General features: G+C 70.0%; 11 protein-coding genes. 7 read left to right on the top strand and 4 right to left on the bottom strand.

Annotated features, from left to right (window positions below; all coding sequences use genetic code 11):
- Positions 1-68 precede the first annotated feature (68 nt).
- From JHW41_RS24055 to JHW41_RS24035, 5 genes are all read left to right on the top strand, one after another.
- Positions 69-1,232, top strand: a complete 1,164-nt coding sequence (locus tag JHW41_RS24055) for a COX15/CtaA family protein (RefSeq protein WP_057945933.1) — start codon at positions 69-71, stop codon at positions 1,230-1,232.
- Positions 1,232-2,164 carry a heme o synthase gene (locus JHW41_RS24050; protein WP_057945934.1) on the top strand — a complete coding sequence of 311 codons (933 nt, stop codon included), beginning with the start codon at positions 1,232-1,234 and terminating at the stop codon, positions 2,162-2,164. The genes JHW41_RS24055 and JHW41_RS24050 overlap by 1 nt, the downstream gene beginning before the upstream one ends.
- 60 nt (positions 2,165-2,224) lie before the next feature.
- Complete coding sequence (locus JHW41_RS24045) at positions 2,225-3,496, top strand: amidohydrolase family protein (RefSeq protein ID WP_250448072.1); 1,272 nt, start codon at positions 2,225-2,227, stop codon at positions 3,494-3,496.
- 79 nt (positions 3,497-3,575) lie between these two features.
- A complete protein-coding gene (locus JHW41_RS24040; RefSeq protein WP_250448070.1) occupies positions 3,576-4,892 on the top strand; it encodes a metal-dependent hydrolase family protein in 1,317 nt (438 codons plus the stop codon).
- 540 nt (positions 4,893-5,432) lie between these two features.
- Complete coding sequence (locus JHW41_RS24035) at positions 5,433-5,624, top strand: hypothetical protein (protein WP_250448068.1); 192 nt, start codon at positions 5,433-5,435, stop codon at positions 5,622-5,624.
- A gap of 262 nt (positions 5,625-5,886) precedes the next feature.
- Here JHW41_RS24035 and JHW41_RS24030 read toward each other — a convergent pair whose 3' ends face one another.
- Positions 5,887-6,885 carry a bile acid:sodium symporter family protein gene (locus tag JHW41_RS24030; RefSeq protein ID WP_250448066.1) on the bottom strand — a complete coding sequence of 333 codons (999 nt, stop codon included), beginning with the start codon at positions 6,883-6,885 and terminating at the stop codon, positions 5,887-5,889.
- A gap of 80 nt (positions 6,886-6,965) precedes the next feature.
- Here JHW41_RS24030 and JHW41_RS27660 point away from each other — a divergent pair, with 80 nt between their 5' ends.
- Positions 6,966-7,262 (top strand): DUF6053 domain-containing protein, encoded by a 297-nt coding sequence (locus JHW41_RS27660; protein ID WP_428995426.1) that lies wholly within the window; start codon positions 6,966-6,968, stop codon positions 7,260-7,262.
- On the opposite strand, the gene JHW41_RS24025 is transcribed toward JHW41_RS27660, so the two are convergent.
- The 3 genes from JHW41_RS24025 to JHW41_RS24015 form a co-directional block, all read right to left on the bottom strand.
- Positions 7,213-7,587, bottom strand: a complete 375-nt coding sequence (locus JHW41_RS24025; protein WP_057945937.1) for a hypothetical protein — start codon at positions 7,585-7,587, stop codon at positions 7,213-7,215. The two genes, JHW41_RS27660 and JHW41_RS24025, sit on opposite strands and share 50 nt — an antisense overlap.
- A gap of 22 nt (positions 7,588-7,609) precedes the next feature.
- The gene (locus tag JHW41_RS24020) at positions 7,610-8,560 is read right to left on the bottom strand and encodes a DNA/RNA non-specific endonuclease (protein ID WP_250448064.1); all 951 of its coding nucleotides are present in this window, start codon (positions 8,558-8,560) and stop codon (positions 7,610-7,612) included.
- 159 nt (positions 8,561-8,719) lie between these two features.
- Complete coding sequence (locus JHW41_RS24015; protein ID WP_250448062.1) at positions 8,720-10,714, bottom strand: S9 family peptidase; 1,995 nt, start codon at positions 10,712-10,714, stop codon at positions 8,720-8,722.
- 384 nt (positions 10,715-11,098) lie between these two features.
- On the opposite strand from JHW41_RS24015, the gene JHW41_RS24010 reads away from it, so the two are divergent.
- Positions 11,099-12,241, top strand: a complete 1,143-nt coding sequence (locus JHW41_RS24010) for a dipeptidase (RefSeq protein ID WP_250448060.1) — start codon at positions 11,099-11,101, stop codon at positions 12,239-12,241.
- The last annotated feature ends 365 nt before the right edge of the window (positions 12,242-12,606 follow it).

Genomic DNA, 12,606 nt, shown 5'->3' with positions numbered 1-12,606 from the left:
CGGCCCGCGGCGGGCGCCCGGCGCCGCCGTCCCGCGCACGCCGCCGCAAGCGAGACCAAGCCAAAGCAATGAGCGTATCCAGCCTCACCGGCCTGAGCAGTTCCGGCCTGTACAAGAATTTCCACCGCATCGCCTGGCTGGCGGTGGCGCTGGCCCTGTGCGTGATCGTGTTCGGCGCGTTCGTGCGCCTGTCCAACGCCGGCCTGAGCTGTCCCGACTGGCCGACCTGCTACGGCCGCGCCGCGTGGCCCTCGCACGCCGACGACGCGGTCGACCACGTCGCCACCCAGATCCGCCCGGTCGAGGTGCACAAGGCCTGGCGCGAGCAGTTCCATCGCATGATCGCCGGCCTGCTCGGCGTGCTGGTGCTGACCCTGGCGCTGGTGTCGGCGCGCCGGCGCAGCAAGGGCATGGCGCAGATCGCGCTGGCCTCGCTACTGGTCGCCATCGCCATTCCGCTGTACATGAAGGGCCAGCACGTCGCCGCGTCGGCGCTGGCGATCGTCGGCGAAGCGATCCTGATCGCCGCGGCCGCGCGCTGGAGCAACACCGACCTGTCGCGGGTCTCGGCGCTCACCCTGGCGGTGATCATCTTCCAGGCCCTGCTCGGCATGTGGACGGTGACCTGGCTGCTGAAGCCCATCGTGGTGATGGCGCACCTGCTCGGCGGATTGCTGACGTTCTCGCTGCTGGTGTGGATCGCGTGGCGCGCGACCAACCAACCGATCCGCCTGGCCGACGCGCCGCGCCTGCGCGGCTGGATCGCGCTGGGCATCGCCGTGCTCGGCGTGCAGATCGCGCTCGGCGGCTGGACCAGCGCGAACTACGCGGCGCTGGCCTGCGGCAACGACTTCCCGACCTGCGTCGGCCAGTGGTGGCCGCGCCACGACTTCGGCGAGGCCTTCGTGTTGTGGCGCGGCATCGGCGTGGACTACGAAGGCGGCATCCTCGACGGCGAGGCGCGCATCGCGATCCAACTCGCCCACCGGATCATGGCCGGCGTGGTGTTCGTCTACCTCGCGGCGCTGACGGTCGCGTTGCTGCGCACGCCGGGCCTGCGCGGTTGGGCGACGCTGCTGGGCGCGCTGTTGCTGCTGCAGGTCGGCCTGGGCATCGCCAACGTCAAACTCGGCCTGCCGCTGGCGGTCGCGGTGGCGCACAACGGCGGCGCCGCGCTGCTGCTGTTCGCCCTGGTCTCGCTGCTCGCGCGCCTGCGCACGCCGGAGCCGTGATGAGCGCCGCGCCGCGACCCACCGCCAAGCAGTACTGGGACCTGACCAAGCCGCGCGTGGTCGCGCTGATCGTGTTCACCGCCATCGTCGGCATGTTCATGGCGGTGCCGGGCTGGCCGCCGCTGCGCGAGTCGGTGCTGGGCTTCCTCGGCATCTGGCTGGCCGCCTCGTCGGCGGCGGCGATCAACCAACTGCTGGATTCGCGCATCGACGCCAAGATGGCGCGCACCTCGTGGCGACCGATCGTCGCCGGGCAGGTCACGCCGCGCCAGGCGCTGGTGTTCGCGCTGTCGCTGGCTGCGGCGTCGATGGCGATCCTGGTGCTGTGGGTCAACGCGATCACCGCGTTGCTGACCTTCGCCTCGCTGATCGGCTACGCGGTGGTCTACACCGTCTACCTCAAGCGCGCCACGCCGCAGAACATCGTCATCGGCGGCATCGCCGGCGCGGCGCCGCCGCTGCTGGGCTGGGCCGCGGTCACCGGCATGCAGGGCGAATGGGACTGGGCGCACGCGCTGCTGCTGGTGCTGATCATCTTCGTCTGGACCCCGCCGCATTTCTGGGCGCTGGCGATCTTCCGCCGCGCCGACTACGCCCGCGCGATGGTGCCGATGCTGCCGGTCACCCACGGCGTGCAATACACCCGCTGGCAGATCCTGTTCTACACCGTGTTGCTGGTCGCGGTGACGGTGTTGCCGTGGGCGGCGGGCATGAGCGGGCTGTTCTATCTCGGCGGCGCGTTGGTGCTCGGCGCGATGTTCCTGTACTACGCCTGGAAGCTGATGGACCCGCCGGACGAGCTGTACGCGATGAAGGTGTTCAACTACTCCATCGTCTACCTGATGGCGCTGTTCGCGTTCCTGCTGGCCGATCACTGGCTGCTGCCCGCGCTGCAGCCGGCGGCGGCGTTCGAGTTGCGCGCGGTCGGCTGAGCCGCGCAACCCTTCGCGGCGCGGCCGCATCCAACGGACTCGTTTTCGTTGGAGAGTCCCGTGATTTATTCGTTCCGCCTGCGCTGGCTCGTCGTCGGCGCGCTCTTCGCCGCGATGGGCGCGGCCGCCGATCCTCGCGCCACGCCGCCGGCGGACGGGCTCGCGCGCACCATCGAGTTCCGCGACGGCCGCTGGTTCGACGGCGAGGGTTTCCGCGCCGGTACCTGGTACTCGGTCGACGGCGCGCTGACCCGCACGCGGCCGGCGCGGGTGGACCGGGTGGTCGATCTCGACGGCGGCTACGCCACCCCGCCGCTGGCCGAGGCGCACAATCACAATCTGCAGAACGCCTGGGGCGCGCGCCGCTTCCGCGAGCGCTATGTCGAAGGCGGCGTGCAGTACGCGGCGATGCTGTGCGGGGATCCGGGCGGCACCGCCGAGGCGAAGCAGGCGCTCGGCGCGGACGCGCCGCTGGACGTGCTCTACGCCAGCGCCTGCATTTCCAGTTCCGACGGGCATCCGCTGGCGATGGCGCGGCGCGATCCCGACGGCAGCCTGCGTCCGGTCGAAGACGTGCACGACCACGACTACCTGGTGATGGACTCGCGCGACGACATCGAGCGCAAGTGGCCGCGGGTGCGCGCGGCGCGGCCGGACCTGATCAAGGCCGTGCTGGTGCACAGCGAACGGCCCGAGCGCCGCGGCGACGCGCGCTATTTCGGAATGAACGGCTTGCGTCCGGAGTTGCTGGCGCCGCTGGTCGAGCGCGCCCATGCCGACGGCCTGCGCGTGGTCGCGCACGTCGAGTCGGCCGCCGATTTCCGCGTCGCGGTCGAGGCCGGCGTGGACATGATCGGGCATCTGCCGGGCTATCAGATCTGGGAAGGCCGCGGCGAAGCCGATTACCGCCTCGACGATGCGTCCATCGCCCTGGCCGCGCGGCGCGGGATCGCGCTGATCGCCACCGCCGGCGCCGCGCAGCTGGTCGCCGGCGACGATGCCGGCAAACTCGAACGCGTGCGCGCGCTGCAGAGCGACAACCTGCGCCGCCTGCTCGCCGCCGGCGTGCCGCTGGCGTTGGGCAGCGACCGCTTCGACGCGACCGTGCGCGCGGAGATCGAGTACCTGTCCGCGCTGAGGCTGATGCCGCCGGGGCGGCTGTGGCGTGCCGCAGTGGAGTACACGCCGTCGCTGCTGTTCCCGCGGCGACGGATCGGCCGCATCGCCGAAGGCTTCGAGGCGAACTTCATCGTCCTCGACGCGGACCCGCTGCGCGCGCCGCAGGCGCTCGACCGCATCCGCTTGAAAGTACGGCGCGGCGCGCTTTACTGAGCCGGCCCGCACTGGCGGAGCGCGGCCGGGGCGTGCCTATACTCGCCGCACTGTTCAGCCGATGGGGAGATCGGTGCCGATGATGCGACACAAGAACTCGAAGGCGCGGCGCGCGGCGCGGGCCGGACTGGCGCTGGCTTGTGCGGCGCTGACGCTGGCTTCGCCGGCGCTCGCGCAGCAGGCGCCGGACACGCTGGTGGTCACCGCGGCGCGGCTGTTCGACGCGAGCAACGGCCGCTTGATCGAGAACCCGCAGATCGTGATCCATGACGGCCGCATCAGCGCGGTCGGCCGCGCCGGCGACGCCGCGCCCGAGGGCGCGCGCAGCCTCGACCTGCCCGGCATGACCGTGCTGCCCGGCCTGATCGACATGCACGTGCACCTGGATTCGGACCCGAGCTACGGCGGCTACACCAGCCTGCAGTTCAACGACCGCTTCTGGTCGGTGCTGGCGGTCAAGCACGCGCAACAGACCTTGCAGGCCGGCTTCACCACCGTGCGCAACGTCGGCGCCGACGCCTGGAACGACGTCGGCCTGCGCCAGGCCATCGACGAAGGCAAGCTGGCCGGCCCGCGCATCGTCACCGCCGCGTATTCCTTCGGCGCCACCGGCGGCCACTGCGACTCGACCTATTTCCCGCCGTCGATGGCGCAGAAGAACCCGTACAACGCCGACTCGGCCGCCGAAGCGCGCAAGAGCGTGCGCGAGCTGCGCAAGTACGGCGCGCAGGTGATCAAGATCTGCGCCACCGGCGGTGTGTTCTCGCGCAACACCGAGCCCGGCCAGCAGCAGATGAGCTTCGAGGAAATGAAGGCGGTGGCCGACGAGGCGCACCAGTGGGGACTGCGCGTGGCCGCGCACGCGCACGGCGCGGCCGGCATCCGCGACGCGATCCGCGCCGGCGTCGACACCATCGAGCACGCCAGCCTCATCGACGAGGAAGGCATCCGCCTGGCCAAGCAGCATGGCGCGTGGCTGTCGATGGACATCTTCAATACCGACTACACCCAGGCCGAGGGCAAGAAGAACGGCGTGCTCGAGGACAACCTGCGCAAGGACCGCGAAGTCGGCGACATCCAGCGCGAGAACTTCCGCCGCGCGCATGCGGCCGGTGTGAAGATGGTCTACGGCACCGATGCCGGCGTGTACCCGCACGGGCTCAACGGCAAGCAGTTCGCGGTGATGACGCGCTACGGCATGAGCCCGGCGCAGGCGATCCGCGCCGCCACCTTCGACGCGGCGCAGGCGCTGGGCCGCAAGGACGTGGGCCTGGTCGAGACCGGCCGCTGGGGCGACCTGATCGCGGTCGCCGGCGACCCGACCCAGGACGTGCGCCTGCTCGAGTCGGTGCCGGTGGTGATCAAGGGCGGCGAGGTGGTGAAGGACGCGCGCTGAGCGAGGGGCGGGCGGCGCGTGCTGCTGGGAGGCTGCGTCTTTTCGCCAACCTCCGTCATTCCGGCGAAAGCCGGAACCCATTTTGATCGTGTCGTTGCCGTTGCCGTTGCCGTTGCCGTTGCCGTTGCTGTTGCTGTTGCTCGTGCTCGCCTTTGAGCCCGATGCAGTCGTCCCGCAGCCCCGGAGGGCGTGCGCATGGATGCGCACGCGCGCCATGGGGCAGGATGCCCCTTATGGCGCGGCCCCGCGCCCCTTTCGAGCCCTAGTGGCTCTTGATCCGAAAAAGATAAGGCCTTTTCTTTGGTTACTTTCTTTGTGGCTTCAGACAAAGAAAGTGACCCGGCCGCTTGCGGACGGAAGCTCTTGATGTTCGCTTGTCGTCACCCGTAGCCACACGAAAAAGCAGCGCCCACCGCGGCACGCCCCTGTAGGAGCGGCGCAAGCCGCGACCGCGCCATCGCAAACACAGTGAAAGTTTCGTAGTAGTTGCATTGTCGCGGTCGCGGCTCGCGCCGCTCCTACAGTCGGATACGCGACCCCATGCCCGTCATTCCGGCGAAAGCCGGAACCCATGCTGGCTTTGCTGCTGCTTTCGCCGTTATCGATGTGTCGCGCGACGAAAAGCCACCATCAAAAGCTTTCGTCCGCAAGCGGCCGAGCTACTTTCTTTTGTCAGCGCGACAAAAGAAAGTAGCCAAAGAAAAACGCTTGTTTAAGGTCACAAGCCACTAGGTCCAGCACCTTGCGCGGGGATGCGCCGTAAGGGGCATCCATGCCCCTACGGCGCACGCGCGCATCCATGCGCGCGCCCTCCGGGTCTGCAGGCATGCGCGGGAATTCAGGGGCAAGCACAATCGACGGCAACGGCAACGGCAACGGCAACGGCAACGGCAACGGCAACGGCAACGGCAACGGCAACGGCAACGGCTATGAATCGTACGCTCCCGCCAAGGCCGAAGCCACTCGCGACACGCGCACCGCCGCTGCACACCGCTCAGTCCGCCGCCTGCTCCAACTCCGCCCGCCCCGCCGCCTTGCGCGCGTACCGCTGCGCCAACTGCGCGCACACGATCAACTGGATCTGGTGGAAGATCATCACCGGCAGCACGATCGCCCCGAGCGCGCTCGTCGCGAACAGGATCTTGGCCATCGGCACGCCCGTCGCCAGGCTCTTCTTCGAACCGCAGAACACGATGGCGATTTCGTCCTCGCGCGAAAAACCGAGCCTGCGCGCGGCGAACGTCGTCGCCGCCATCACCGCCGCCAGCAGCAGCGCGCACACTGCGATCACGACATACAGCGCCAGCGCCGGCATGCTCTGCCACAGACCGCTGTTCATCGAGGCGGAGAACGCGGTGTACACCACCAGCAACACGGTGCCCTGGTCGGTGTAGCGCAGCACCGCGCGCTGGCGCTCGACCCAGCCGCCGATCCAGCGCCGCAACAAGTGGCCGGCCACGAACGGCACCAGCAGCTGCAGCATGATCTTGCCGATCGCCTCGGTCGGGTCGGCCATGCCGCCGTGGGCGCCGGCCAGCGCGCTCAGCAACAGCGGGGTCAGGAACACGCCGAGCAGGCTCGACGCCGAGGCGCTGCACACCGCCGCCGGCACGTTGCCGCCGGCCATCGAGGTGAAGGCGATCGAGGACTGTACGGTCGAGGGCAGGGTGCACAGGAACAGCAGCCCCAGGTACAGCTCGGGCGTCAGCAGATGCCCGGACAGCGGCTTGAGCGCCAGGCCGAGCAGCGGGAACAGGATGAAGGTGCTGGCGAAGATCACCAGGTGCAGGCGCCAATGCAGCATGCCGGCGAGGATCGCCTCGCGCGACAGGCGCGCGCCGTGCAGGAAGAACAGCGCGGCGATGGCGAGGTCGGTGAAGTCGTCCATCCACTGCGCGGGCGCGCCCTGCAGCGGAAATTTCCAGGCCAGCGCGACCGTGGCCAGCAGGGCCAGGGTGAAGCTGTCCACGCGCAGTCGCTTGAGCCAGCTCATCGAGGTCCTCGTGGTGCGGGAATCGCGGCTGCGGCCATTGTGGACGCTGCGCTCGGCGCCGGCCATGCGCGACGTGGCGGATGCGGCCGGGCCTCCAGGCGCGCAGTCGCGGGCGGCTCGTCAAGCCCGATGCCCCTTCGTTCCGGGCCGTGGCGCTCGATCTGCGAGAAGGCCCTCAGGCCCGATGTCCCTTCTTTCCAGGCCACAGCGCCAACTCTGTGGGAGGGCCTTCAGGCCCGCCGCTTTTGTTTCAGGCCGCAGCGATCGGGCACAAGAGCATCGGGCCTGAAGGCCCTCCCACCCGAAGCGGGCGCTGCCGTCAGCCGCTCAGCAGGGCCGCACGCGCTCGGCGATCTCCGCCGCGCTATCGGGGGTGACGTACCACCTGCCCGGCTCTTCGTACTCGAAGTCGATCGCCACTTCGGCCGCTTCGCGGTTGATGCGGATGATGCACACCCGCCACGGCGCCTTGCCCTGCACCTGGGTGACCCGGCGCAGCTCTTCCAGGCGGTTCTCGACCTGCACGCCCGACGGGGTCAGCGGCTCGCCGGCCTGGCCCTTGTCGTAGCGGAAGCCGTTGAGCCGGCTGATGCCGTCGCCGTACCAGGCGATCAGCGCGTAGCCGTCCCAGGGGCGCTCGCCGGCCTTGGGATCGGTGACGATCAGGCGCGCGATCTCGCCGAGCAATTCGTCTCTGTTCATGTCGTGCTTGAGGTCCTTGCGGTCAGCTGGCCGCGATCAGGCCGTCCATCTCGCCCGTGTCGATGCGGTCGTAGCTCTGGCCGGCGCGGTTGTCGAAGCTCACGCGCTGATCGTAAACCCTGTGGCCGTCGGCCGGGTCCAGGACCTCATAGGAAATGCGAACCCGGTCCGGTCGGTCGGCTTCGCGCGGGCTCAGGTCGATGCTGACGCGCACGTCCATGCCCTTGTCGATCCACGCCGCCCACTCGTTCTCCAGGGTCTTGTAGGCGCCCATGTTGAAGTTGCCGTTCTGCGGGAACAGGTTCTTCAAGCCCTGGTCGGTGACGAAGCGATGGCCGAGCAGGTGGCCGCCCTGGTCGCCGTCGACGCCGCGGTCGGCGGCGGTGCGCTGGGCGGCGGTCTCGGCGTCGCTGCGGTCGATCTCGCTGAACACGGTGCGCAGGGTGCCCTCGGCGTGCAGCGGACGGCCCTGGTCGTCGACGGTCCAGGTGGCGTCGTTGATCTCGCCGCCGTCGGGGTTGGTCACGCTGGCGGAGACCTCGCGGGTCTGGCCCGGCTCGGCGCGATCGACCGGCGCGTCGTCGGCCGACAGGCCCAGCGCGCGTTGGATCCCGTCGACGAAGCGCGCGACCGGCCCGTCTTCGCGCGGCAACGCCGCGTAGGCCTCGCGCAGTTCCGGCCCGCCGCGGCGTTCGACCGCTTCGGCGATGGTGTCGCGGCCGAACGCGGGTTCGAGCTTGCGCAACCGCGGCGCGTCGAGCTTGCCGGCCAGTTCGTTGGCCAGCGATTCGCGCTCGGCCAGCGGCAGCGCGGCGACCTCGTCGCCCAGCGCCCGCACGCCGTCGCGGTCGAGCGCATCGACCTGGACGCGTGCCAGCGGCGCGGGTGCGTCGCGTAGCGTCTGCGGCAGCGCCGCGGGCGGCGGCAACGGCGCCGGGCGGGCGGGGAGGCCGGCGTGGATCGGGTCGCTCATGACGTGCCTGTTCGCTGCGCTGGATGCACAACACGTTAGCCAGAAATGCGCCCGGTCCCCAGTGGGGAAAACCCCAGAGAATTGTTTCGCTTCAATGACTTCCGGCGGCCGGACTAGGGTTGTCCCCAGCCTCGCGCCGCCGGCCGCGGGCGGGTGCCCTCAGTCCTGCCCGACCTTCGATTCCGGCGCGATCAGATGTTGCCGCCAGAACTGCATCATCGCCGCGCCGAAGTAATCCGAGTTGGCCTTCTTGTGGAAGCCGTGGCCCTCGTCGTCGAACATCAGGAACCACACCGGCTGGCCGTTGGCGCGCACCGCCTTCACGATCTGCTCGGCCTCGGTGTAGGGCACGCGCGGATCGTTCTTGCCTTGCGCGACGAACAGCGGCGAGCGGATCTTGCCGGCGTTCTTCAGCGGCGAGATGCGGTCGAACACCGCCTTCATCGCCGGGATGCGTTCGTCGCCGTACTCGGCGCGGCGCAGGTCGCGGCGGTAGCTTTCGGTGTTGTTGAGGAAGGTGCTGAAGTCGGAGATGCCGACCACGTCGACGCCGGCGCGGATACGGTCGCTGTAGTGCATCAGCGAGGCCAGCACCATGTAGCCGCCGTAGCTGCCGCCGTACACGCCGACGCGGCTGGCGTCGAGCTCGGGCTGCTTGCCGATCCAATCCAGCAGCGCGCCGATGTCCTTGACCGAATCCTCGCGCTTCTCCGCGTTGTCCAGGCCCAGATAGGTGCGGCCGTAACCGGCCGAGCCGCGCACGTTCGGCACCAGCACCGCCACGCCGAGTTCGTTGGCGAGGAACTGCGCGGTGGGATTGAAGGTCGGCTGCGATTGCGCCTCGGGGCCGCCGTGGATCTGGATCACCACCGGCATCGCGATCTTGCGTGGGCCGCCGGCGGGCCGGTAGTAGAACGCCGGGATCGTGCGCGGCTTGCCGTCGACCTTGTCGAAGGTGGGATAGCGCACCAGCGTCGGCGCGACGAACTTCGACGAATCCAGGCCGCCGACTTCGCTGCGGGTCCAGCGGGTCAGCCGGCGCGGTTCCAGATCGATCACGTAGACGTCGCTGGGCGAGGTCGACGAATTGATCGACAGGGCGACGCGCTTGCCGTCGGGCGAGAACGCGGCGCGGCCGATCGCCCCGACCGGCAACTCCGGCAGCGCGATCTCTTCGTGCCCCGGTAACGACAACACGCGCAGCTTGCCGATGCCGTCCTCGTTGCTGACGTAGAGCAGGCGGCTGCCGTCGTCGGACAATTCGATCTGATCGACGTCCCAGGGAATCTTCGCGCTGAGCACGTCGAACTTGCCGCTGGCCGGCTCGTGCCGGCGCAGGGTGCGGAATTCCTGCGGCTTGCCGCCGACGATCTCGTCGGACACGTAATACACCGCGCGGCCGTCGCGCGAGAAGCGGAAGTCGCTGATCGAAGCCTTGCCGCCGTCGACCGGGAACAAGGTCAGCTTGCCGCTGGCCAGATCGACCAGGCCCGGGTACGACTCGCTGGCCGAGACGTACTTGAGCACGAGCAGCTGCTTGCCGTCGGGCGAGAAATCCTGCGCGCTCCACTGCCCGCCCTCGGTCACCACCGTGCGCGCCTTGCCGCCGGGGAAGTCCGTCACCCACACGTCGGTGTCGCGGCCGTTGCGCAGCGTGCTGCTGTACGCGAGCTGCTTGCCGTCGTGGGCGAACAGCGGCGCCTGGTTGCGCGACTTGCCGTCGGTCAGCAGGCGGGTCTGGCGCGTGGCCAGGTCGAACCAATGCAGCTGCCAGAACTCGTTGCCGCCGACGTCCTTGCCGAACACGAAGCCGTCGGCGGCGCCCGGCGCGACGGTCAGGCTGTTGACCGGCTCGGGATAGAAGGTGAGTTGCTCGCGCATGCCCAGCGGCGCGCACACGCGGTGGGCCTGGGCGGTCTCGGCGAAGCGGGTGGAGACCAGCAGGCAGCCGTCGCGGGTCCAGCCGGCGAAGCTGGCGCCGCGGGTGTTCTGGTAGCGGTTGAGGTCTTCGATCAGCTGCGCCGGCAGCGACGGGACGTTTTCGCTGGTGCGGTTGCCCTGGTGCAGGCGTTCGACCGCGCCCGGCTGCGCCTGCGCGGCGCCGGCGCAGGCCAGCATCAGCAACGTGGAGGTCAGGACTCGGCGCAACCGCATCGGCGTTCTCCCGGGAGGCCGCGCGGCGCGCGCGCAGGCAGGTGCGCGCCGCGGACGCGGCGCAGGAAGCCCGAGCTTAGCGCGCCGCGGCGGCCGCGATCCCTCCCGAAAGTCACGCAGCGCGCCGGCCGCCGTTACGCCTAGAGTGCGTTGTCTGCAATCGTGCCCGATCGCACGACGGCTCGAACGGTCGGTCGAACGATCGGGTCGGCGGGCGCCGTCGCCTTCGTTGGTACCGTCCCGCCGTCGCGGCAGCGGCCGCGCGGATGCCTGTGCGCCGCGGCGGTATCGCGCGCGCCGCGCAGTTCGCGGGTGCATGTTTTCGAGTCCGGCCGCGCGCCGCGCACGCCGCCGCAGCCATATCGCCATGAAGGGGGAATCGCAATGACCGATCGCAGGAGTTTTCTGATCCAGACCGCACTGGCCGGCGCCGGCGCGCTCGTCGCCGGCGCCGCCGGCCCGCTGCGCGCGGCCACGGCCGCCGCCGAACCGCGCTGGGCGCCGTTCGCCGAGGCCATGGTGGTCGACGCCTGCGGCTTTCTCGGCGACGACGAGGCCAAGGTCGGCGACCCGCTGACGCCCAGGCTCATCGCCGACGCGCGCGCCAGCGGCCTGCGCGTGCTGCAGACCACGGTCGGCCCGGTCGCCCAGTACGAGGGCGCGTTCGAAGCCTCCGTGCGCGACATCGCCGCGTGGGAGGACGAGATCGCGCGCCGTCCCGACGTGTTCCTGGCGGTGCGCAGCGGCGCCGACCTGGAGCGCGCGCGGCGCGAGAAGAAGCTCGGCGTGGTCTACCAGTTCCAGGACAGCGCGCCGATCGGCGAGAAGCTCGAACGCATCGACGATTACCACCGGCTCGGCCTGCGCACGGTGCAGCTGACCTACAACGTGCGCAACCTCGCCGGCGACGGCTGCCTGGAGCCCGGCGACGCCGGCCTGAGCAAATTCGGCCACAGCCTCATCGAGCGGCTCAACCAGCGCCGGATCCTGGTCGACCTGGCCCACAGCGGCCGCCGCACCGCGCTGGAGGCGATCGCCGCCTCGAAGTCGCCGGTGCTGATCAGCCATACCGGCTGCGCGGCCCTGGTCGAGCGCCCGCGCAACAAGACCGACGCCGAACTGCGCGCCTGCGCGCAGCGCGGCGGCGTGATCGGCATCTACCTGATGCCGTTCCTGCGCGAGACCGGCCAACCCGGCGCGGCCGACGTGATCCGTCACCTCGAACACGCGATCCAGGTCTGCGGCGAAGACCATGTCGGCATCGGCACCGACAATCTGGTTTCGGCGGTGAAGCTGACCGAGGCCTACAAGCGCGACCACGCCGAATCGATCCGCGAACGGCGCAAGCTCGGCATCTCCGCGCCGGGCGAGGCCGAGGACGTCTACCTCTACGTCGAAGGCCTCAACGCCCCGAGCCGGTTCGAGACCCTGGCGGCGTTGCTGTCGGCGCGCGGCCACAGCGATGCGCGCATCGGCAAGATCCTCGGCGGTAATTTCGCCCGGGTCATGGCGGAAGTCTGGGGGTGATTCGCGCGGTGGCTGCAGGCAGCGGCCGCAGCCCGAAGTCCGACTTGTAGGAGCTGCGCAAGCTGCGACCGCAGGGTAGCCGTTCGCGTCGCAAGCGCAGTGTCGCGGTCGCGGCTCGCGCCGCTCCTGCAAGAAGCGGCCATAGCCCGAAGTCCGACCTGTAGGAGTTGCGCGAGCTGCGACCGCGGGGTAGCCGTTCGCGTCGCAAGCGCGATGTCGCGGTCGCGGCTCGCGCCGCTCCTACAAGAAGCGGCCATAGCCCGAAGTCCGACCTGTAGGAGCTGCGCAAGCTGCGACCGCGGGGTCGCCGTTTGCGTCGCAAGCGCAGTGTCGCGGTCGCGTCTTGCGCCGCTCCTACAGGCAGC

It is taken from the genome of Lysobacter enzymogenes (assembly GCF_023617245.1).
GTDB lineage: Bacteria > Pseudomonadota > Gammaproteobacteria > Xanthomonadales > Xanthomonadaceae > Lysobacter > Lysobacter yananisis.
This window is presented reverse-complemented; position numbering and strand designations above follow the sequence as displayed.

Excerpts from the sequence above, each read along its gene's own strand:
- JHW41_RS24055 (WP_057945933.1), top strand. The coding sequence starts at position 69 with ATGAGCGTATCCAGCCTCACCGGCCTGAGCAGTTCCGGCCTGTACAAG.
- JHW41_RS24050 (WP_057945934.1), top strand. The coding sequence starts at position 1,232 with ATGAGCGCCGCGCCGCGACCCACCGCCAAGCAGTACTGGGACCTGACC.
- JHW41_RS24040 (WP_250448070.1), top strand. The coding sequence starts at position 3,576 with ATGATGCGACACAAGAACTCGAAGGCGCGGCGCGCGGCGCGGGCCGGA.
- JHW41_RS24035 (WP_250448068.1), top strand. The coding sequence starts at position 5,433 with ATGCCCGTCATTCCGGCGAAAGCCGGAACCCATGCTGGCTTTGCTGCT.
- JHW41_RS24030 (WP_250448066.1), bottom strand. The coding sequence starts at position 6,885 with ATGAGCTGGCTCAAGCGACTGCGCGTGGACAGCTTCACCCTGGCCCTG.
- JHW41_RS27660 (WP_428995426.1), top strand. The coding sequence starts at position 6,966 with ATGCGGCCGGGCCTCCAGGCGCGCAGTCGCGGGCGGCTCGTCAAGCCC.
- JHW41_RS24025 (WP_057945937.1), bottom strand. The coding sequence starts at position 7,587 with ATGAACAGAGACGAATTGCTCGGCGAGATCGCGCGCCTGATCGTCACC.
- JHW41_RS24020 (WP_250448064.1), bottom strand. The coding sequence starts at position 8,560 with ATGAGCGACCCGATCCACGCCGGCCTCCCCGCCCGCCCGGCGCCGTTG.
- JHW41_RS24015 (WP_250448062.1), bottom strand. The coding sequence starts at position 10,714 with ATGCGGTTGCGCCGAGTCCTGACCTCCACGTTGCTGATGCTGGCCTGC.
- JHW41_RS24010 (WP_250448060.1), top strand. The coding sequence starts at position 11,099 with ATGACCGATCGCAGGAGTTTTCTGATCCAGACCGCACTGGCCGGCGCC.